We start from the raw sequence: 20216 nt of genomic DNA on the forward strand, positions 1-20216 counted from the left end.
TATCACCACGCATAAAAAAACGCCCCGGTCGGGGCGTTTTTTTATGCAGCGTGCTTAGCCTTAACCTTCGCGGTTGCGGGTCAGCAAAGCGGGTTTCTCACCCCGTGGACGGCTTGGCAGTTGGTCGAGTTGATCGGCCGACGGGAAGCGATCGCTTTTTGACTCTTTGTGCACGATCTTCGGCTGAGGTGCCCCTTCGCGAGGACCTCTGACCGCAGGTTCCTGACGCGCTGGCTGATCATCGCGAGCAGCCGCAGGACGGCGATTGCGTGGAGCGTCGTCACGACGAGCCTGGCCATCGCGTGGCGCGCCATTACGTGGACCAGAGCGAGCCGCGGGCGGTGTGCCCGTGGTCGAACCAGCGCCGGTGCGAGGACCGCTTGGGCGGCCCGAGCTTGGCGCGCGGGCCGCTGGAGCAGCACCGCCTGCGGCAGCCGCAGGGGCCGGAGCGCCTGGACGACGACCACGACTCTGGCCTTTATTCGGGTACGGGCTGACATAGTCGGCACGGTTACCGAAGTTATCCACTTCGTCGTCCAGGAACTCGTCCGGGGCGCGGTCGGCACGCGGGGTTGCCTGACGCTGCTCGCGGGCAGGTGTGCCCTCGCGCGGCTTCTGGGCTGGACGCTCAGGACGTGCGGCGGCTGCCGGTTTTTCCTGACCCTTGTCCTTGCCTTTGTCCTTGCGGCCACCACCACCGCCACTGCCGGTCGGGCCATCGCCGCGAGGACCACGGGGTGCGCGTGGGTTACGCACATCCGGACGCTCACGTACTTCTGGCTTCTCGGCTTCAACGGTTGTGATATCGAAGCCCATCAGGTCGCCATCGGCGATTTTCTGTTTGGTCATGCGCTCAATGCTTTTGAGCAGCTTCTCTTCATCCGGCGCGACCAGCGAAATGGCCTCACCGCTGCGGCCCGCACGGCCGGTACGGCCAATACGGTGCACGTAATCTTCGTCGACGTTTGGCAGTTCGAAGTTGACGACGTGGGGCAGTTGATCGATATCGAGACCGCGCGCGGCGATATCGGTGGCGACCATGATTCGCACCTGGCCAGCCTTGAAATCAGCCAGTGCTTTGGTTCGGGCGTTCTGGCTCTTGTTACCGTGGATCGCCACCGCCGTGAGGCCGTGCTTGTCCAGGTACTCAGCCAGACGGTTTGCACCGTGCTTGGTCCGGGTGAAAACCAGCACCTGTTCCCAGGCGCCTGCGGTAATCAAATGCGCCAGCAACGAGCGTTTATGGCTCGAAGACAGACGGAATACGCGCTGCTCGATACGCTCGACCGTGGTGTTCGGCGGCGTGACTTCGATGCGTTCCGGGTTGTGCAGCAGCTTGCCGGCCAAGGCCGTGATGTCGTTGGAGAAGGTCGCCGAGAACAGCAGGTTCTGGCGCTTGGCAGGCAGGCGAGCCAAGACTTTCTTCACGTCATGCACGAAGCCCATGTCGAGCATCCGGTCGGCTTCATCGAGCACCAGAATTTCAACGCGGGACAAATCGACGCTGCCCTGACCGGCCAGATCGAGCAGACGGCCTGGGCAGGCCACCAACACATCAACGCCTCTAGCCATGGCCTGGACTTGCGGGTTCGTGCCGACACCGCCAAAAATAACGGCGCTGACGAACTTCAGATCCCGTGCATACACCTTGAAGCTATCGTGTACTTGCGCCGCGAGCTCGCGGGTTGGGGTCAGGACCAAAACCCGCGGTTGGCGCGGGCCGTGACGCTGGGATTTGTCCGGATGACCGTTGGGGAACAACCGTTCCAGAATCGGAAGGGCGAAGCCGCCGGTTTTACCAGTACCTGTCTGCGCGGCAACCATCAGGTCGCGACCTTGCAACACGGCGGGAATGGCCCGCTGTTGCACCGGAGTAGGCTCGGTATAGCCCGCTGCCTCGATGGCGCGGACTAAAGCCTCGGAGAGACCGAGGGAAGCAAAGGACATGAGTAATCCTGTTTTAGTTAGGGCTGTGCCCATTGAGAAGGTCTTGCCTGGCGTGAATGGCGTTTAGAGGACGCAATCCCGTCCGGTCCTGCTGGGTCTTGACGTGCGTCTCGGCATATCGGCGCGGGAAAGAAAAGTCGCGACTGACGTGATCGAGATGCCTTATGCAAGGCCGAGCGTCCGGGCGTAAGCCTGGCGGGAAGGCCGGAGTATAACAGAGCAATCACAACGCGCTGCTTTCCTGCTGCTCAACGGTTTTTTCAGGCGCAGACGCCGGTTGCAGTGGCGTGGTGAGCAACGTGGCAGCCGTTGGCGTCGCATCGCCGGCATAGCGGGCACTCAACTCGGCGTACGCCGGTTCGCGTTTGAAGCGTTTGAGCTCGGCACCAAAGCGCTGCACCAGCAGGTCCATGCCCACATTTTTGCGCAGGGCAAGGTATTGCGGCTCATGGCTGATAACGGTTGGCAACTGGCTGATTTGCTCGCGAACCTTCAATTCATCAAGCAGGTACTGGCCGACACGACGGTCGGTAATCACCAGATCGATACGCCCGCGCAGAAGCTTGCCGAAATTGGCTTCATGGGTGGGCGCTTCTTCACGGGTGAACAGCGGTGAATCCCTGAACTCCGGGCCGTAAAGATAGCCCGGCGAAACCCCCACGGTCAGACCTCGCAGGTCTTCCAGGCTTTGAAACGGATGGGGACGGGCGTTGGCGTAGAACAGCACGAACTCGACATCGGAGAGGGGCTCGCTGGGGTACAGCAAGGAATCAGTGCGCTCGGCGTTCTGGAAAATATCCAGTGCGCCGTCAGCCTGGCCCTGTTCAAGCATCGCCAGGCAACGCTTCCAGGGCAGGAAATGCCATTCCACTTCGATGCCCAGGCGCTGGAAGATGATCGACGTTGTTTCGTAGTCCAGCCCGCGTGCCTGGCCATCCTCCATGTACACGTAAGGTGCCCAGGGTTCGGTGACGATGCGCAGTTTTTCGCCTAAAGCAGTGAAGCTAAGGCAAGTGAGGAACAGGGCAGTCAGGAATCGGGCAATGTCAGGCATCGCCTGAGATTACGACGGACGTTGCCTAAATAGAAGCTCTGGATCGGACGCCTGCGGCTAATGGATCATTTCTGTTCGTTTTGGCGTTGCATCAGGTGCTGATAGATCTCTTTGCGTCGGTTGCCCAGAATCTGTCGAACGGCCCAATGATCCAGCCAGTGCTCGAGTTGGCGTGGCTCAAGTGGCCGGTTCAGGCGCTCCTCGGCATTGTCCCGGGCCTTTTCCCACCACACGGTTGAACAGGCGCGATCAAATTCATTGTCCTGCCAGCAGCAGCCGTACAGCACCTCGCGGAGAAACTGACGTTGCGTCGATGGCACGCCCAAGGTCGCCGTTCTGTACAGCAAGCGCTGCCAGGTGGGTGGGCGCGGCAGGCGGGTCGTCACGCGGCGGGTGTCATCCAGGGCAGCCTGACTGGTCGGCGCATCGCCATGCTTGAGCAGCCAGGCACGGACTTTGGCGCGGAACAGCTGTTTACGGCTCCAGTAGTGGTGGATCAGGTCGGGGCACTCCCTGACCTCTTTGGTGCGGTAGGCCGCGACGCTCAGGCAGAACTCTTCAAGGTTGAAGGAGGTGCTGAGCTCTGGGTAAAACTCATCCATCAGGCTGATCGACTGATCGAGCACGCCTGCGTCTTGATGCGTCAGGCCGATGACGCCGGAGTTAAGGTGACGCATCTCATCATCTACCAGGCCTCTGGCGCTTAAGCGCTCGGCGAGCACTTGATACAACGGCACGTCTTTATTGTCCCCATAGCGCGGGCCGACGGCATTGCACAGCACGGTACCGGGCTGGATACGGGCAAAGAGCTGTAGCGGTGAGCAATGGAAGAAGGTGTCGGTGTCGATCAGCAGCGCGCATTCAGACTCGGCGAGCACCGTGTGCAGGGCCACATGCTTGGTACGGAAGTGGTAACCGTAGGGGCCGCTCCAGAGTGCTCGCGTCGCCGCATCCAGCGGACGGACGCGTACCGGCAGCTTTTGATACGGCGTCGGGTTGTCGCTGAAGACCTGAATGTCGAGGGCCTGCCCCGGTGTTTCACGCAGGCCAGCCAACGCGCTGGCAATACTGAATACAGCTTCTTGATGGTAGGTGTCTGCACCAAAAACCAGATAGACAAGCTGTGGGGTTTGCGAAGCATTGCTGGAAGAAGTCAACAGGGTCAGTCCGTAGTCCAAGGTGCCAGCCGGGTCTCGATGAGGCGAGACCCGGCTGATTCAATGCGCTTGATGTTACACAAGCAAGACGACCACGTTAGATTGGTTTTTAGCGTGGAAGCTTGAGGTTATTCCAGATTGCCAGGCTGGGTTCTGCCTGGTTAAGGGTATAGAAATGCAGCCCCGGTGCGCCACCTTGCAACAGACGTTCACACATTTGTGTGATGACCTGTTCGCCGAACGCCTGGATGCTTTGCACGTCATCGCCGTACGCTTCCAGCTGTTTGCGGACCCAGCGCGGGATTTCTGCACCGCAAGCGTCAGAGAAGCGCGCAAGCTTGCTGTAGTTAGTGATCGGCATGATGCCCGGCACGATGGGAATGTTCACGCCCATCTTCCGCACACGCTCGACGAAGTAGAAGTAGCTGTCGGCGTTGAAGAAATATTGGGTGATAGCGCTGTCGGCACCAGCCTTGGCCTTGCGCACGAAGTTTTGCAGATCGTCTTCGAAGTTGCGTGCTTGCGGATGCATCTCCGGGTACGCGGCGACTTCGATATGGAAGTGACTGCCGGTTTCTTCCCGAATGAAGCTCACCAGATCATTGGCGTGGCGCAGCTCACCGCTGGCCATGCCCATGCCTGAGGGCAGGTCACCGCGCAAGGCGACGATGCGTTTTATCCCGGCGCCCTTGTACTGGGTCAGCAGGGCGCGCAAGTCAGCCTTGCTGTCACCCACGCAGGACAAATGCGGGGCCGCAGGGACTTTGACTTCGCTTTCCAGCTGCAGCACGGTGTTGATCGTGCGGTCGCGGGTGGAGCCACCGGCACCGTAGGTGCAGGAGAAAAAATCAGGGTTGTAGCTGGCCAGGTGACGGGCCGTGGTGAGCAGTTTTTCATGCCCTGCATCGGTCTTGGTTGGGAAGAATTCGAAGCTGAAGCGACGGTCTTGGGACATGGACGCCGATCTCATTGTAGGTGCGGGCTTGCCCGCGATAAGGTCGGAACGACCTTCAAAATGCTGAAACCACATCGGTTCACGTGTCTGATCACGACGACCGCTACGCGGCCGCTCGCAGGCAAGCCCGCTCCTGCACAGAGGCGCGGGCTACCTGATCAATCAGTAGCGGTAGGCGTGCGGCTTGAACGGACCTTCAACGGTCACACCAATGTAGTCGGCTTGTTGCTTGGTCAACTGAGTGACCACGCCACCGAAACCACGGACCATTTCCAGTGCCACTTCTTCGTCGAGTTTTTTCGGCAGTACTTCAACCGTCAAACGCTCGACTTTCTGTGCAGGTGCCAGGTCGGCGTACTTCTGGTCGAACAGGAAGATCTGCGCCAGTACCTGGTTAGCGAACGAACCGTCCATGATCCGGCTCGGGTGACCGGTAGCGTTACCCAGGTTTACCAGACGGCCTTCGGCCAGCAGGATCAGGTAGTCATCGTTGTGCGGATCGAAGGTGCCAGCGCCGGTGCGGTGAACCTTGTGCACCTGTGGCTTCACTTCTTCCCATGCCCAGTGCTTGCGCATGAAAGCGGTGTCGATTTCATTGTCGAAGTGACCGATGTTGCACACGACCGCGCGTTTCTTCAGGGCCTTGAGCATGTTCGAGTCGCAGACATTGACGTTGCCGGTGGTGGTCACGATCAGGTCGATCTTGCCCAGCAGTGCAGTGTCGATGCTGGCGGCAGTGCCGTCGTTGATCCCGTCGATGAACGGCGAAACCAGTTCGAAACCGTCCATGCACGCTTGCATCGCGCAGATCGGGTCGACTTCGGAAACCTTGACGATCATGCCTTCCTGACGCAGCGACTGCGAAGAGCCCTTGCCCACGTCGCCGTAGCCGATAACCAGCGCTTGCTTGCCGGACAGCAGGTGGTCGGTGCCGCGCTTGATCGCATCGTTCAGGCTATGACGGCAGCCGTACTTGTTATCGTTCTTGCTCTTGGTCACCGAGTCATTGACGTTGATGGCCGGGATTTTCAGCTCGCCCTTGGCCAGCATGTCCAGCAGGCGGTGTACGCCGGTGGTGGTTTCTTCGGTAACGCCGTGGATCTTGTTCAGCATCGCCGGGTATTTCTTATGGATGATCTCGGTCAGGTCGCCGCCGTCGTCGAGGATCATGTTGGCGTCCCAAGGCTGACCATCTTTAAGGATGGTTTGCTCGATGCACCACTCGTACTCTGCTTCTGTCTCGCCTTTCCAGGCGAAAACCGCGATGCCGGCAGCCGCGATGGCAGCAGCAGCCTGGTCTTGAGTCGAGAAAATGTTGCAGGACGACCAACGTACTTCGGCACCCAGGGCAACCAGGGTTTCGATCAGTACGGCCGTCTGGATGGTCATGTGGATGCAACCAAGAATCTTCGCGCCCTTGAGCGGTTGCTCGCCAGCGTATTTGCGGCGCAGACCCATCAGGGCAGGCATTTCGGATTCGGCGATGATGGTTTCGCGACGGCCCCAGGCAGCCAGGGACATGTCGGCGACTTTGTAGTCGTTAAAATCTGCAGGCGTGATTACAGCACTCATTTAGAGTCTCCATTCGTAGTGTGCGAATGGGCGCCGTTGTGCGTTTAAGGCTCGTTCGGACTGATTCAGTAAGATCAGCCGATCAAGCAACGCCCCATCCGAGCCTGACAGGACAAGCCTGCTGCAGCGCCCCTCGGACAGGTGGCGGGAACGGTCATGGGCTGTTTAGACAATCGAGCCGACGGTGACCGTTTTTGAAGCTGGGCGATTATAGCCGTGCTCGAGGCGTAGCCCAAGGCCTTTCCATCGCATAACCCTGCAAAAAACTAATCGCCACGTTAGCCGATGCCCGATAGAGGTAACGCGCCGGGTCTGCCATTATTAGCGCCATCAATTGGCAATACGGTCAGGAGTGAGTATGAATTTCCACACCCGCAAGTGGGTTAAACCCGAAGACCTCAACCCCAACGGCACGCTGTTTGGTGGCAGTCTGTTGCGCTGGATCGACGAAGAAGCCGCGATCTACGCCATCGTTCAGCTGGGCAATCAACGGGTGGTCACCAAGTACATTTCCGAAATCAATTTCGTCAGCGCCTCGCGTCAGGGCGACATCATTGAGCTGGGCATCACCGCGACCGAGTTTGGTCGGACCTCGATTACCCTGACCTGCCAGGTGCGCAACAAAATCACGCGCAAAAGCATCCTCACTGTGGAAAAACTGGTCTTCGTCAACCTCGGTGAAGACGGCCTGCCAGCCCCGCACGGCAAGACCGAAATCACCTACGTGAAGGACCAGTTCAAGGACGGCGACACTCATTGAGGATGTCGTAGACCGGCTGAGTATCAGGCGTTGACCGTTTGCGCCTGACGCCGCTGCAAATAGAGGTAGAACAGCGCGGTCAGCACGGTCAATACTCCGACGGCTGCGCCTGTCCAGGGCAGGTCGGCGAGATCGGCGCCGCTGGCAACCACCAGGCCACCGATCCAGGCACCGGCCGCGTTGCCGAGGTTGAAGGCGCTTTGATTGAGGGTCGAACCCAGATTCGGCGCATCGCTGGCCTGGTCGATGATCAGCAATTGCAGAATCGGACACAGCGCGAACGCCACCACGCCCCACAGCAGCAGGGTAATGGCGGCGGGGATGACTGAGTGGCTGGTCTGGCTGAACAACGCCACGATCAATACGACCGCGATCGACATTCCTAGCAGCGCAGGCAACAAACGACTGTCGGCCAGTCGGCCTCCGAGCATGCTGCCGCCGGTCAGGCCCAGGCCGAACAACAGCAGCATGAAGGTCACGCCGTGCGGGGTGACGCCGGTAACGTCACGCAGAATCGGGGCGATGTAGGTGAATACGCTGAACAGACTGGTCGACGCCAGGACGCTCATCGCCAGCGCCAGCAATACATTGGGTTTGCCCAGTACGCGGAACTCGGTGACCAGATTGCCCTTTTCCATAGGGATCTCCTTGGGCAGCCAGACCATTTGCGCAATCACCGCGATCACACCAATTACGGCCACTGCCCAGAAGGTTGAACGCCAGCCAGCGTATTGCCCGAGCGCTGTGCCGAGCGGCACGCCCAATACATTCGCCAGGGTCAAACCGGTGAACATCAGCGCGATGGCCTGCGCGCGTTTGTTCGGCGCGACCAGGCCTGCCGCCACCACAGAGCCAATGCCAAAGAAGGCACCGTGGCACAGGGCGGTAATCACCCGTGCGGCCATCAACGTGGCATAGGTCGGCGCCAGCGCGCAGAGCACATTGCCGAGGATGAACATCAGTGTCATGCCCAGCAGTGTGGCTTTGCGCGGCATGTTTGCGGTAGCAATGGCGAGGATCGGCGCGCCAAACACCACGCCCAGCGCGTAGCCGGTGATCAGCAGACCTGCGTCAGGAATGCTGACGTTCAGATCATTGGCGACCTCGGGCAGCAAGCCCATGATCACGAATTCAGTGGTGCCGATGCCGAAAGCGGCAACGGCGAGTGCAAGCAAAGCGAGTGGCATGCGTAGAGGCTCCGTCTTAAGGGATATGTCGATAGTCTTGACGTCCCGATCAGGCGTGCGCAGGCGAGCGACCGAACTCTATCCGGTAAAGGCTGAGTCCGTAGAAGCAAAATTATTGGAATAGTTAGGGTGCGCAACGGGGGTGTGATGTAGTCGGGGTCAGTATATCCAGCTGCTGACATATGGCGAATCAATTATCCCCAACGGTAACCTCCTCGATAACGATCCTTTTGAACAAGGAAGAGCCCAGTGCTGGCAACGGCTTTGGTGTTGATTGCAGCCCTCCTGCATGCGACCTGGAATACCCTGATCAAATTCAGTGGCGAACGGCTGCTGGTCATCGCCAGCATGGACGGGGTGGCGCTGGTTTTCGCCGTACTGGCGGTTGCCTTCGTGACGCCGCCGCCTGCTGAAGTCTGGCCGTGGATGCTGGCGTCGGCCGCTTTCGAACTGCTTTATCGTGTCCTGCTGATCAGAGCGTACCGCGTGGGCGATCTGGGCCTGGTCTATCCGTTGATGCGCGGGCTTTCACCCTTGGTGGTGTTGGGGCTGACGCTGATGGTTGCCGGCGAGTCATTGAGCACGCAACAAATCCTCGGCATTTTGTTGATCCCGTGTGGCATGGCCTGCTTGTTGTGGCAGGGCGGTGGTGGCGAGCGCTTGCCCTGGTTGATGCTGCCGGTGGTTGGGCTGATCGGCCTGTGCATCGGTTGCTACACCTGGATCGACGGCCAGGCACTGAGGCTCGGCGTGCAGCCATTGGACTATCTGGTATGGCTGACGCTGATCAGTGCGTGGCCGTTTCCATTGCTCGCGATGTGCAACAAGCGTCAGGCGTTTACCGTGTTTTGGCGCGAGCAGTGGCGCCTTGGGCTGAGCGTCGGGCTGTGTGTGTTGTTCAGCTACGCTTTGGTGCTGTGGGCCATGCAGCTAGGGTCGGTGGCAGAGGCTGCCGCCTTGCGTGAAATCAGTGTGGTGCTGGTGGTCCTGTTCGGCATGCGTTATCTAAAAGAACCTTTCGGCCGGCCCAGGCTCTTAGCGTGTGGGCTAGTCTTGCTCGGCATGCTTCTGATGAAGCTGAAACTATAAGGATCTGCTTATGACTCCTGCTTTCTGGTGCGTATTGATCGCGATATGCCTGCCTTACCTGTGTACCGGCGTGGCCAAGTTCAGTGGCGGCAAGTTCGGCCTGCGGGAGAACCATGACCCACGCGCCTTTCTCGACAGCCTCCAAGGGTTTGCCAAGCGCGCGCATGCCGCGCAACTCAACAGCTTTGAAGTGACGCCCGCGTTTGCCGCCGCGGTGATCATTGCCGACATCGTCGGTAACGCCCAAGCGGTCACCATTGATGTGCTGGCGGTGCTGTTTATCACGAGCCGACTGCTGTACATCATTTTTTACCTGGCGGACCTGGCAGTTTTGCGTTCCCTGGCCTGGGCGGTTGGCATGGGGGTTATCGTGACGTTGTTCATCGTTTCCGCCTGAGGGATGGTCCGGCTGCGGCAACGGTACGCTTGGTCTTTTGCGATGAGCCGAGGATACTGGCCGCCGTTTCCACCAGCCTGTAGCGATCATGACCTTGAAAAGACTTTCCGTGGTATTGCTGGCCTGCCTGACCCTGAGCGCCTGTGGCGGGGTTGATCCCAACTCACCTTTGGGTCAGCGCAAGGCGATCTTCAAAGAAATGCTCAAAACCAGCGAAGACTTGGGCGGCATGCTGCGTGGCCGCGTGACGTTCGACGGCCAGCGCTTCACCGACGGCGCGATCAAGCTCGACAGCCTGGCCCACGAGCCGTGGAAGCATTTCCCTGTGGTCAAGGAAGCCGACCATACCAGCGCCAAGGATGATGTCTGGCAAAAACAGGCACATTTCCAGGAACTGGCCCGGTCACTCGAGTCGGCCACCGGGGAACTGGTGCTCGCCACCAATGCCAAGCCCTTCAAGGCCAGCACCCTGAGCCCTGCGGTGCAGAAGGTCGAAGATGCGTGCGAGGCTTGCCATAAAGAGTTTCGCGATCATTGATGTGCAGTGATTGGTACACCGCTTTGCGGTGTATCAATCATAGTTCGGCTCGACCTTCTCCAGCTCCACTTGAGCGTCATGCAGGTCTTTACGCGACTCGGCGAGTTTGTCTTTGCGCTTGTTGATCTTGTCCGGGTCGCCTTTGCTCATCGCTTTGGTCAGGTCCGACTGGCGACGGCTGACGTCGTGTTTGGCCTCCAGCACTTTCTGTTCAAGTTGCTTGAGCAAGGAGGCGTCGGTGCAGGTGGCCGACACCTCACTCAAGGCATTTTCCAGACCGGCTTGCTGGTCGCTGTCGCCGTTGGCCTTGGCGAGTTCGATCCAGGTGCTGATGTCCTGGCGCTTGGCCTCGCAGCCCGTCAGTTGGGGGGCTTCCTCGGCGGCGAACAGCGGTGCTGCCAGCAGGCTGCATGCCGTGAACAGAGTCAGCGGTGACAAGCACTTCATGGGGGCTCCCTTGAAAATAGTGACGCGATAAGCGAACGAAGACTCGCTTGTCCCTGAAAAATGATATTGACCTAAAAACCTTCTATCCCCTGCACCCGCAATTGCTCACTCAATGCCTGTACCTGCGGATTTTGAAAAAACGCATTGAGCTGTGCGGCCCTTCCTGGACCGATTCCCGGCTCGCTTATCCACTGTTCGACACTCTTGGCCGCCAGTTCACTCCACTGGCTACCGAGGTCAACGTCAGCGGTCGGCGGTAACCCGAGCGCTTTCACCCAGCGATGAAACGGTTGCTGTCGAGCCTGTTGAAAACTGCCAAGCAGTTTAGCGCTGCTGCGCTCGGCGAGGCCGGCAATGTTAGCAAGCTGCACGGCATCAAGGGTCATCCAATCGAGTAGGCCGTTAATCTGTTCGGCCCTGAGCAATGCATCCCACGTGCCAGGTCCCACCCCGGGCATTGCCAGCCCTTGCTTGCCACTGAGCCAAACCAGGCGCGCCTGAAACTGGCTTTCGCATCCCGGGCTCGGCTGCCAGCAACTCAGGGGGTGGTAGTCGCTCGCCTGCGGCACATTGAACTCAGCCCGTTCAACGCTGCGTGACACCACGCTGTCCAGGCGTGGGATGGTCAATCCCGCCAGGCTGATTGCGATCTGGTCGCCGGGGCGGATGTCCATTTTTTGCCAGCGTACCAGGGAGCCGACATTGATCCGTTTGACGTTCCGATCATCCAGACGCACCGGGTCCACGTCCAGAACCGGCGTGATTCGGCCGCTGCGACCGATGTTGAAGTTGACCTTGCGCACGTTCGCGATCACTTGGGCGTAGGGGTATTTCCAGGCTGCGATCCAGTAGGGCGCCTTGGCTTGCCAACGTTGTGCAGAGGGTCGCTGGCTCTGGCGCATGACCACTCCATCGGTGGCGAAGGGCAGGGCATTGCGGTACCAGTGCTCGCGCCATTGCTGCGCCTGAGCGAAGTTTTGCAGAGGCTTGCTATAGAGCGCACTGTCGGTGAACCCCATGGCACTCAATCCGGCGAGGCGTTCGGTAAGGTGCTCCGGCCCGCTTGGCCAGTCCCAGACGAACAGGCCTACATTTGCCGCCTCGTCTGCGCTGATTACCTTGCGCGAGAGCAGCCCGGCGACCTTGCTGCGCGCGTTCAGGCTGCCGCCGTCGGCTTGCACATGGTCTGCCAGCCGCCAGTACAACTCGCCTTGCAGCACCAGACTTTCCGGCCAGGGCAGGTGCTGCGCGATGGCGGGTAACTGGCGTGCGTTGTGGGTCCAGTCCTGTCCTGTGAGCCCATCGCCCCGGCTAATGACCTGCGTCAACTGGCCGCTTTCATACACCAGCGTGACCGCGACCCCGTCGACCTTGGGCTGAATCCACACGTCCTTACGGTCCTTGAGCCAGGCTTGCACTGCGCGTTCGTTGCGCAGTTTGCTCAGCCCGGTATGGGGAATGGGATGCGCGAGCGGACCGCCCGCTGTTTTCAGCGGATTGTCGTCAGGCGCCTTCTGAGCAAAGCACCCACGCCACAGCGTCAGGCGTGCGCGAGACTGGTCATAAAGCTCATCCGCGATCAGAGAAATCCCTTGGCGGTGATAGCTGTCATCCCAGTGGGCAATGTGCTGTTGCAGGGCAACCAGTTCGGTTCGGACCTTGGCAGGCGGCCAGTCAGGGCAGGTGTCGGCGTTGACGGTTAACGAGGCGAGCGCGAAAACAGCACTGATCAATACACGCAGAACGGGCAGCATCGAAGCATCCTTGCTTGGAGGGATGCCATGAGGCTAGTCGCTAGGTCAGGGTGGAAGAGCATTGACTGGTTACAGGATTTTGCAGTGCCCGCGATGGCGGAGGGATTTCCAGCAGACATAAAAAAGCCCCCGCCGACCAACGTCGACGGGGGCTGTTTCTAACCTGAAACGCTGGCGCTATTACAAACCGGCAGCGATGCGCAGGGCGTCGGCGCGGTCGGTACGTTCCCAAGTAAAGGCGGTGAAGGTGTCATCGCCAACGGTCATTTCTACTGGCGTACGACCGAAGTGGCCGTAGGCAGCAGTGGCCTGGTACATCGGGTGCAGCAGGTCGAGCATGGTGGTGATTGCGTAAGGACGCAGGTCGAAGTGTTCACGCACCAGGGCGATGATCTTCGAGTCTGGCAACTTGCCGGTGCCGAACGTGTTCAACGAGATCGAGGTCGGTTGTGCAACGCCGATGGCGTAGGACACCTGGATCTCGCAACGCTCAGCCAAGCCTGCGGCGACGATGTTCTTGGCCACGTAACGACCGGCGTACGCTGCGGAACGGTCAACCTTCGATGGATCCTTGCCGGAGAACGCGCCACCGCCGTGACGGGCCATGCCGCCGTAGGTGTCGACGATGATCTTGCGACCGGTCAGGCCGCAGTCGCCCACGGGGCCACCGATAATGAAGTTGCCGGTAGGGTTGATGTGGAACTGAGTGTCTTTGTGCAGCAGCTCGGCTGGCAGCACGTGTTTGACGATCAGCTCCATCACGCCTTCGCGCAGGTCTTTGTAAGACACTTCAGGGTTGTGCTGGGTGGAGAGCACGATTGCGTCGATGCCCACGACCTTGCCGTGTTCATAACGGCAAGTAACCTGGGATTTGGCATCCGGGCGCAGCCATGGCAGCAGGCCGGATTTGCGTGCTTCGGCCTGACGCTTTACCAGCGCGTGGGAGAAGGTGATCGGTGCAGGCATCAGCACGTCGGTTTCGTTGCTGGCGTAGCCGAACATCAGGCCCTGATCGCCAGCGCCCTGATCTTCAGGCTTGCTGCGGTCAACGCCTTGGGCGATGTCCACCGACTGCTTGCCGATGATGTTCATCACGCCGCACGTCGCGCCGTCGAAGCCGACGTCGGAGCTGTTGTAGCCGATATCGAGAATAACGTTACGGACGATGTCTTCCAGGTCGACCCAGGCCGACGTGGTCACTTCACCTGCGATGATCGCTACGCCGGTTTTGACCAGCGTTTCGCAGGCAACGCGGGCAAATTTGTCTTCGGCAATAATGGCGTCCAGAACCGCATCGGAAATCTGGTCGGCGATTTTGTCCGGATGCCCTTCGGACACGGATTCGGAGGTGAAAAGTGAGTATTCGCTCATATCGACGGGTTTCCTGAATTTACCGATGGTGAGTGTTGCCAGCCGGTCGCTGAAAGTGGCGAACCTGGATCTGGAAACCATTACGTAGCCCTATATAGAGGCTTTCCCCGGGAACGAGTCCCGCAGCAGTGGCCCAACGGGCCAGATCATCCTGTTCAAAACCCAACCAGAGATCGCCGCAGGCCTCCTTGGCCCAGCTCTGGTCGTGGCTACACAACTCTGTCACCAAAAGGCTACCGCCTGGTTGCACCAGATGGGCCAGTTGTTTAAGTGCTTCGGCCGGTGCAGCAAAATGGTGAAGCACCATATTCAATACAACGCAGTCGGCGCGCACCGTGACGTTGTTCAAGGCGTCGGCCAGTTGCAGCTCGACATTGCCCAGTGCTTCGCGCTCGCAGACCTGGCGGGCCAGTTCCAGCATCGCCGGGCTGTTGTCCAGCGCGGTGACGTGGCGAAAACGCCGCGCCAGTTCCGGCAGAAAACCACCATCGCCCGGGCCGACTTCCACCGCAGTGGCGTCGTGGCTGAAACTCAGCGTGTCCAGAAGCGATAGCAGGCTCTCGCGATATTGCGCCAGACCCGCGATCAAATCCTGCTGGGCACGAAATTTTTCCGCGACCCGTGCGAAGAAGTCCTGACTGGCCGTCGCCCGTTGCCGGTGCACCAGGCCAATGCGCGCCTGAACATCGCCGGGCAAGGCCAGGTTATCGACTTCGTCGAGCAGTGCCGCGTGCAGCCTGCCGCCCAGTTGTTCGGTGTGGGGCAGGGCGCGACGGTAAAAAATCGCATTGCCTTCGCGGCGTGTCGCTACCAGCTCGGCCTGAGACAGCACCTTTAAATGGTGGCTCATGCCGGATTGGCCGATGGCGAAAATCTGTGCCAGCTCCAGAACCCCGAACGAATCGTTGGCCAGCGCGCGCAGCACATTGAGTCGCAGCGGGTCGCCTCCGGCTTTGCACAAGGCAGCCAGATCGTCGCTGTCATCATGGCGGATTGCAGGCACGCTAAGGTTCATAGGGCTGGCAGTCTAGAGAGCGATTGTTCGTCTCGCAAGACCAATATCAAAAAGTTTTGATATTGGTCGATGGGTGGTGCCCGTCATGCGCATTCGGCACTGCGTGAATGCGCCAGACAGGTTTGTGTCTGAGGAATATCCGGTTTGGCCGTGCAATAACGAGGACAGCGCAGGAAAAACGCCTTCCAACGACTATCTGTCATTGCCCCGAAGCAGTGCCTGAGGGAAAATGCTCACCTTTTTTCCGATCCCATCCTTTCAGTTCCAGGAGATCAGCGATGCCCAGCCGTCGTGAGCGTGCCAACGCCATTCGTGCCCTCAGCATGGATGCCGTGCAAAAAGCCAACAGCGGCCATCCCGGTGCCCCTATGGGCATGGCGGATATCGCCGAGGTGCTTTGGCGTGATTACCTCAAACACAACCCGAGCAATCCATCGTTCGCCGACCGTGACCGCTTCATCATGTCCAACGGCCACGGTTCGATGCTGGTTTACTCGCTGCTGCACCTGACCGGTTACGACCTGTCCATCGACGACCTGAAAAATTTTCGCCAGTTGCACAGCCGTACGCCGGGTCACCCTGAATATGGCTACACCCCTGGCGTCGAGACCACCACCGGTCCTTTGGGGCAGGGGTTGGCCAATGCCGTCGGTTTTGCCATCGCTGAAAAAGTGCTGGCCGAACAGTTCAACCGTCCAGGTCACGACATCGTCGATCACCACACCTACGTGTTCCTGGGTGATGGCTGCATGATGGAAGGCATTTCCCACGAAGTCGGCTCGTTGGCCGGTACGCTGGGTCTGGGCAAACTGATCGCGTTCTACGATGACAACGGCATTTCCATCGATGGCGAAGTCGAAGGCTGGTTCACTGACGATACGCCAAAGCGTTTTGAAGCCTACAACTGGCAAGTGATCCGTAACGTCGACGGCCACGATGCCGAAGAAATCAAGATCGCCATCGAAACAGCACGTAAAAGCGCGCAACCCACGCTGATCTGCTGCAAGACCACCATTGGTTTCGGTTCGCCAAACAAGCAAGGCAAGGAAGACTGCCATGGCGCTCCACTGGGCGACGCGGAAATCGCGCTGACCCGTGCTGCGCTGAAATGGAATTACGGTCCTTTCGAAATTCCGGCGGATATCTATGCCGAGTGGAACGCCAAGGAATCGGGTCTGGCCGTGGAAGCCGAGTGGGACCAGCGTTTTGCTGCCTACTCCGCCGAACACCCGGAACTGGCCAACGAATTGATCCGTCGCATGAGCGGCGAGCTGCCGGCTGATTTCGCTGAAAAAGCCACGGCCTACATCGCCGAAGTCGATGCCAAGGGCGAAACCATCGCCAGCCGTAAAGCCAGCCAGAACGCATTGAATGCCTTCGGTCCGCTGCTGCCTGAGTTCCTTGGCGGTTCGGCTGACCTGGCAGGCTCCAACCTGACTATCTGGAAAGGCTGCAAGAGCCTCACGGCTGAAGACTTCAGCGGTAACTACCTGCATTACGGTGTTCGCGAATTCGGCATGAGCGCGATCATGAACGGTATTGCACTGCACGGCGGTTTCGTACCGTACGGCGCGACCTTCCTGATTTTCATGGAATACGCGCGCAACGCAGTGCGCATGGCCTCGCTGATGAAACAGCGCGTGCTGTTCGTCTACACCCACGACTCCATCGGTCTGGGCGAAGACGGCCCGACGCACCAGCCAATCGAGCAACTGGCCAGCCTGCGTGGCACGCCGAACCTCGATACCTGGCGCCCGGCGGATGCCGTGGAATCGGCAGTGGCCTGGAAATACGCGATTGAGCGTAACGACGGTCCATCGGCCCTGGTGTTCTCTCGCCAGAACCTGACTCACCAATCCCGCAATGCCATTCAATTGGCGGAAATCGCCCGTGGCGGCTACGTGCTGCGCGACTGTGTGGGTGAGCCTGAGCTGATCCTGATCTCCACCGGTTCCGAAGTGGGCTTGGCGGTACTGGCTTACGAGAAACTGACTGCACAAGGCCGTAATGTGCGCGTGGTTTCCATGCCCTGCACCAGCGTCTTCGACGCCCAGGACGCGATGTACAAGCAAACGGTTCTGCCGTTGCAAGTCAGCGCGCGTATCGCCATCGAAGCCGCTCACGCGGACTACTGGTACAAATACGTTGGTCTGGAAGGTCGGGTCATCGGCATGACCACCTTCGGCGAGTCGGCGCCTGCGCCTGCCTTGTTCGAAGAGTTCGGTTTCACCCTGGAAAACATCCTGGGTACGGCTGAAGAGTTGCTCGAAGACTAAGAAACAAAGCGTTCCCCTTGTAGGAGCGCGCTTGCCCGCGATTGACTGCGCAGCAGTCACACGATGTTGTCTTGCATCTGAAGGCCGTTCCGGCCTTATCGCGGGCAAGCGCGCTCCTACAGGTTTCAACACCTGCCAGCGAGAACCCCATGCCTCAGCCACGTCTGTATAAAGTTGCACTCAACGGCTACGGCCGTATCGGTCGTTGTGTCTTGCGTGCGCTGTGTGAGCGAGGGGCGAAAGCCGGGTTTGAAGTGGTTGCATTGAACGATCTGGCGGATATAGCCAGTCTCGAATACCTCACGCGCTTTGACTCAACCCACGGTCGCTTTCCTGGCGAAGTGCGGGTCGAAGGCGAATATTTGTACATCAACGAGCACGGCATCAAGGTGCTGCGCAGCGCAACCCCTGAAGGGATCGATTGGGCCGGGCTCGGCGTTGATCTGGTGCTTGAATGCTCGGGCGCTTACAACACCCGGGAAGATGGCCAGCGCTTTCTCGACGCGGGCGCCCCCCGCGTGTTGTTCTCGCAACCAATGGCCAGCGAAGCGGATGTTGATGCCACCATCGTGTATGGCATCAATCAGGACAAACTGACGGGCATCGAACTGCTGGTGTCCAACGCTTCCTGCACCACCAATTGCAGTGTGCCGCTGTTGCGTTTGCTCGATCAGGCCATCGGTCTGGAATACATTTCCATCACCACCATCCACTCTGCGATGAACGACCAACCGGTGATCGACGCCTATCATCACGAAGACCTGCGCCGTACGCGTTCGGCCTTTCAGTCGATTATTCCGGTGTCCACTGGTCTGGCGCGTGGCATCGAACGGCTTTTGCCGGAACTTGCCGGGCGAATTCAGGCCAAAGCAGTGCGTGTGCCAACGGTTAACGTCTCTTGCCTCGATATCACCCTGCAGACTGCGCGTGATACCGATGCCGCCGAGATCAACCGGATCCTTCGCGACGCCGCCACCAGCGGCCCGTTGAAAGGGTTGTTGGCGTATACCGAGCTGCCGCATGCCAGCTGTGATTTCAATCATGACCCTCATTCGGCGATTGTCGATGCCAGTCAGACACGCGTTTCCGGCCCAAGGCTGGTGAATTTGCTGGCGTGGTTCGATAACGAATGGGGTTTTGCCAACCGAATGCTCGACGTCGCCGATCACTATCTGCGCGTTGCTCACAAACAACAGTAAACCAGGGACAGCCTCATGACCGTGTTGAAGATGACCGACCTCGATCTGCAAGGTAAGCGTGTATTGATCCGTGAAGACCTCAACGTTCCGGTCAAGGACGGTGTGGTAACCAGCGATGCGCGGATTCTTGCTTCGCTGCCGACCATCAAACTGGCGCTGGAAAAGGGCGCAGCCGTTATGGTCTGCTCTCACCTGGGCCGTCCGACCGAGGGCGAGTTCTCTGCCGAGAACAGCCTCAAACCGGTTGCCGACTACCTGAGCAAGGCGTTGGGTCGTGACGTGCCGCTGGTGGCTGACTACCTGGACGGTGTCGAGGTCAAGGCGGGCGACATCGTGCTGTTCGAGAACGTGCGCTTCAACAAGGGCGAGAAGAAAAACACCGACGAGCTCGCGCAAAAATACGCCGCCCTGTGCGATGTATTCGTGATGGACGCTTTCGGTACGGCTCACCGCGCCGAGGGCTCGACCCACGGCGTCAGCAAGTTCGCCAAAGTCGCTTGCGCCGGCCCGTTGCTGGCTGCCGAGCTGGATGCGTTGGGCAAAGCCCTTGGCGCTCCGGCCCAGCCAATGGCGGCTATCGTCGCGGGCTCCAAGGTCTCGACCAAGCTGGATGTGCTTAACAGCCTGAGCCAGATCTGCAACCAGTTGATCGTCGGTGGCGGCATCGCCAACACCTTCCTCGCAGCAGCCGGGCACAATGTCGGCAAATCGCTGTACGAGCCCGATCTGCTGGACACCGCACGTGCCATCGCCGCCAAAGTCAGCGTGCCGCTGCCGGTGGATGTGGTGGTGGCCAAGGAATTCGCCGAAAGCGCTGTGGCGACGGTCAAACTGATCGCCGATGTGGCCGACGACGACATGATTCTGGATATCGGTCCGCAAACTGCAGCGCATTTCGCCGACTTGTTGAAATCTTCGAAGACTATTCTGTGGAACGGTCCGGTTGGCGTGTTCGAGTTCGACCAATTCGGCGAAGGCACCAAGACGTTGGCCAAGGCCATTGCGGCCAGCGATGCATTTTCCATTGCGGGCGGTGGCGATACGCTGGCGGCCATCGATAAATATGGCGTTGCGGATCAAATCTCCTACATTTCTACCGGGGGTGGCGCTTTCCTTGAGTTCGTCGAAGGCAAAGTCCTGCCAGCGGTTGAAGTATTGGAGCAGCGGGCCAAGGCCTGAGCATCCGGTGTGGGTGAAGGGGATTTACATGCTCAAGCGGTTACCGCTGTTTGTCATTGCCGGTCTGATGGCCGGGTGTGCCAGTGAGCCCGGCGCCGAAGACGCAAAAGCCGCGCCCAAGGCGCCTCGGGCAAGCTGCTACGAGGCTGACTGGCAGGCGGAAACCGTGCCGATCATCTACAAGCGCGGTGGTCCGGATGCACTGGACAAGTACGAGGTCACGCCTGCTGAGGTAAAGGCGGGCTGTCCTTGAGGCTTGGGGTGCGATTGAGCCTACGATGATTGCAATCAGGAACAAAACCGCCCCTGATCGACCGAA

Annotated in this window: 18 protein-coding genes and 1 riboswitch; of the genes, 8 read left to right on the forward strand and 10 right to left on the reverse strand. The window is 59.4% G+C overall.

Going from position 1 to position 20216, the window contains the following annotated elements; translation table 11 throughout:
* Window positions 1-60: 60 nt before the first annotated feature.
* The 5 genes from K0F75_RS21565 to K0F75_RS21585 all read right to left on the reverse strand — a co-directional run bounded on the left by K0F75_RS21565 (window position 61) and on the right by K0F75_RS21585 (window position 6685).
* Window positions 61-1947 carry a DEAD/DEAH box helicase gene (locus K0F75_RS21565; RefSeq protein ID WP_219064004.1) on the reverse strand — a complete coding sequence of 629 codons (1887 nt, stop codon included), beginning with the start codon at window positions 1945-1947 and terminating at the stop codon, window positions 61-63.
* 223 nt (window positions 1948-2170) lie between these two features.
* Window positions 2171-3001 carry an ABC transporter substrate-binding protein gene (locus K0F75_RS21570; protein ID WP_219064005.1) on the reverse strand — a complete coding sequence of 277 codons (831 nt, stop codon included), beginning with the start codon at window positions 2999-3001 and terminating at the stop codon, window positions 2171-2173.
* A gap of 65 nt (window positions 3002-3066) precedes the next feature.
* Window positions 3067-4158, reverse strand: coding sequence for a hypothetical protein (locus K0F75_RS21575; protein WP_219064006.1), 1092 nt, complete (start codon window positions 4156-4158; stop codon window positions 3067-3069).
* A 109-nt stretch (window positions 4159-4267) separates the two neighbouring features.
* Window positions 4268-5113 (reverse strand): methylenetetrahydrofolate reductase [NAD(P)H], encoded by an 846-nt coding sequence (gene metF, locus K0F75_RS21580; protein WP_219064007.1) that lies wholly within the window; start codon window positions 5111-5113, stop codon window positions 4268-4270.
* Window positions 5114-5275: 162 nt separating this feature from the next.
* A complete protein-coding gene (locus K0F75_RS21585) occupies window positions 5276-6685 on the reverse strand; it encodes an adenosylhomocysteinase (protein WP_219064008.1) in 1410 nt (469 codons plus the stop codon).
* Window positions 6686-6706: 21 nt separating this feature from the next.
* A riboswitch (S-adenosyl-L-homocysteine riboswitch) is annotated at window positions 6707-6826 on the reverse strand.
* Between the two features lie 217 nt (window positions 6827-7043).
* Between K0F75_RS21585 and K0F75_RS21590 the strand changes: the two genes are divergently transcribed.
* Window positions 7044-7445, forward strand: a complete 402-nt coding sequence (locus K0F75_RS21590) for an acyl-CoA thioesterase (RefSeq protein ID WP_219064009.1) — start codon at window positions 7044-7046, stop codon at window positions 7443-7445.
* A 23-nt stretch (window positions 7446-7468) separates the two neighbouring features.
* On the opposite strand, the gene K0F75_RS21595 is transcribed toward K0F75_RS21590, so the two are convergent.
* On the reverse strand, window positions 7469-8632 hold the full coding sequence (locus K0F75_RS21595; protein ID WP_219064010.1) for an MFS transporter: 1164 nt from the start codon (window positions 8630-8632) through the stop codon (window positions 7469-7471).
* A gap of 249 nt (window positions 8633-8881) precedes the next feature.
* Between K0F75_RS21595 and K0F75_RS21600 the strand changes: the two genes are divergently transcribed.
* The 3 genes from K0F75_RS21600 to K0F75_RS21610 all read left to right on the forward strand — a co-directional run bounded on the left by K0F75_RS21600 (window position 8882) and on the right by K0F75_RS21610 (window position 10656).
* Window positions 8882-9721 (forward strand): DMT family transporter, encoded by an 840-nt coding sequence (locus K0F75_RS21600; protein ID WP_219064011.1) that lies wholly within the window; start codon window positions 8882-8884, stop codon window positions 9719-9721.
* 10 nt (window positions 9722-9731) lie between these two features.
* Window positions 9732-10118 carry an MAPEG family protein gene (locus K0F75_RS21605; RefSeq protein ID WP_219064012.1) on the forward strand — a complete coding sequence of 129 codons (387 nt, stop codon included), beginning with the start codon at window positions 9732-9734 and terminating at the stop codon, window positions 10116-10118.
* 88 nt (window positions 10119-10206) lie between these two features.
* Complete coding sequence (locus tag K0F75_RS21610; protein WP_219064013.1) at window positions 10207-10656, forward strand: cytochrome c; 450 nt, start codon at window positions 10207-10209, stop codon at window positions 10654-10656.
* Between the two features lie 33 nt (window positions 10657-10689).
* Here the strand turns inward: K0F75_RS21610 and K0F75_RS21615 are convergent, their stop codons facing one another.
* From K0F75_RS21615 to K0F75_RS21630, 4 genes are all read right to left on the reverse strand, one after another.
* Window positions 10690-11103 carry a DUF1090 domain-containing protein gene (locus K0F75_RS21615; RefSeq protein ID WP_219064014.1) on the reverse strand — a complete coding sequence of 138 codons (414 nt, stop codon included), beginning with the start codon at window positions 11101-11103 and terminating at the stop codon, window positions 10690-10692.
* A gap of 71 nt (window positions 11104-11174) precedes the next feature.
* Complete coding sequence (gene ligB / locus K0F75_RS21620; protein ID WP_219064015.1) at window positions 11175-12857, reverse strand: NAD-dependent DNA ligase LigB; 1683 nt, start codon at window positions 12855-12857, stop codon at window positions 11175-11177.
* 180 nt (window positions 12858-13037) lie between these two features.
* On the reverse strand, window positions 13038-14228 hold the full coding sequence (gene metK, locus K0F75_RS21625; protein WP_219064016.1) for a methionine adenosyltransferase: 1191 nt from the start codon (window positions 14226-14228) through the stop codon (window positions 13038-13040).
* A 19-nt stretch (window positions 14229-14247) separates the two neighbouring features.
* Window positions 14248-15243 (reverse strand): metalloregulator ArsR/SmtB family transcription factor, encoded by a 996-nt coding sequence (locus K0F75_RS21630; RefSeq protein ID WP_219064017.1) that lies wholly within the window; start codon window positions 15241-15243, stop codon window positions 14248-14250.
* Window positions 15244-15521: 278 nt separating this feature from the next.
* Here K0F75_RS21630 and tkt point away from each other — a divergent pair, with 278 nt between their 5' ends.
* The 4 genes from tkt to K0F75_RS21650 all read left to right on the forward strand — a co-directional run bounded on the left by tkt (window position 15522) and on the right by K0F75_RS21650 (window position 20150).
* On the forward strand, window positions 15522-17519 hold the full coding sequence (gene tkt / locus K0F75_RS21635) for a transketolase (RefSeq protein WP_219064018.1): 1998 nt from the start codon (window positions 15522-15524) through the stop codon (window positions 17517-17519).
* Between the two features lie 149 nt (window positions 17520-17668).
* The gene (gene epd / locus K0F75_RS21640; protein WP_219064019.1) at window positions 17669-18718 is read left to right on the forward strand and encodes an erythrose-4-phosphate dehydrogenase; all 1050 of its coding nucleotides are present in this window, start codon (window positions 17669-17671) and stop codon (window positions 18716-18718) included.
* Between the two features lie 15 nt (window positions 18719-18733).
* Entirely contained in the window at window positions 18734-19897 is a 1164-nt protein-coding gene (locus K0F75_RS21645) for a phosphoglycerate kinase (protein ID WP_219064020.1), read from the forward strand.
* A 28-nt stretch (window positions 19898-19925) separates the two neighbouring features.
* On the forward strand, window positions 19926-20150 hold the full coding sequence (locus K0F75_RS21650; RefSeq protein WP_219064021.1) for a hypothetical protein: 225 nt from the start codon (window positions 19926-19928) through the stop codon (window positions 20148-20150).
* The last annotated feature ends 66 nt before the right edge of the window (window positions 20151-20216 follow it).

This window comes from Pseudomonas sp. UMAB-08, assembly GCF_900095225.1.
Taxonomy (GTDB): Bacteria; Pseudomonadota; Gammaproteobacteria; order Pseudomonadales; family Pseudomonadaceae; genus Aquipseudomonas.

Coding starts and splice junctions, on each gene's coding strand:
- K0F75_RS21615 (WP_219064014.1), bottom strand. CDS start 11,103: ATGAAGTGCTTGTCACCGCTGACTCTGTTCACGGCATGCAGCCTGCTG.
- K0F75_RS21595 (WP_219064010.1), bottom strand. CDS start 8,632: ATGCCACTCGCTTTGCTTGCACTCGCCGTTGCCGCTTTCGGCATCGGC.
- K0F75_RS21570 (WP_219064005.1), bottom strand. CDS start 3,001: ATGCCTGACATTGCCCGATTCCTGACTGCCCTGTTCCTCACTTGCCTT.
- tkt (WP_219064018.1), top strand. CDS start 15,522: ATGCCCAGCCGTCGTGAGCGTGCCAACGCCATTCGTGCCCTCAGCATG.
- K0F75_RS21590 (WP_219064009.1), top strand. CDS start 7,044: ATGAATTTCCACACCCGCAAGTGGGTTAAACCCGAAGACCTCAACCCC.
- K0F75_RS21650 (WP_219064021.1), top strand. CDS start 19,926: ATGCTCAAGCGGTTACCGCTGTTTGTCATTGCCGGTCTGATGGCCGGG.
- ligB (WP_219064015.1), bottom strand. CDS start 12,857: ATGCTGCCCGTTCTGCGTGTATTGATCAGTGCTGTTTTCGCGCTCGCC.
- K0F75_RS21565 (WP_219064004.1), bottom strand. CDS start 1,947: ATGTCCTTTGCTTCCCTCGGTCTCTCCGAGGCTTTAGTCCGCGCCATC.
- K0F75_RS21605 (WP_219064012.1), top strand. CDS start 9,732: ATGACTCCTGCTTTCTGGTGCGTATTGATCGCGATATGCCTGCCTTAC.
- metF (WP_219064007.1), bottom strand. CDS start 5,113: ATGTCCCAAGACCGTCGCTTCAGCTTCGAATTCTTCCCAACCAAGACC.
- metK (WP_219064016.1), bottom strand. CDS start 14,228: ATGAGCGAATACTCACTTTTCACCTCCGAATCCGTGTCCGAAGGGCAT.
- K0F75_RS21630 (WP_219064017.1), bottom strand. CDS start 15,243: ATGAACCTTAGCGTGCCTGCAATCCGCCATGATGACAGCGACGATCTG.
- K0F75_RS21610 (WP_219064013.1), top strand. CDS start 10,207: ATGACCTTGAAAAGACTTTCCGTGGTATTGCTGGCCTGCCTGACCCTG.
- K0F75_RS21585 (WP_219064008.1), bottom strand. CDS start 6,685: ATGAGTGCTGTAATCACGCCTGCAGATTTTAACGACTACAAAGTCGCC.
- epd (WP_219064019.1), top strand. CDS start 17,669: ATGCCTCAGCCACGTCTGTATAAAGTTGCACTCAACGGCTACGGCCGT.
- K0F75_RS21645 (WP_219064020.1), top strand. CDS start 18,734: ATGACCGTGTTGAAGATGACCGACCTCGATCTGCAAGGTAAGCGTGTA.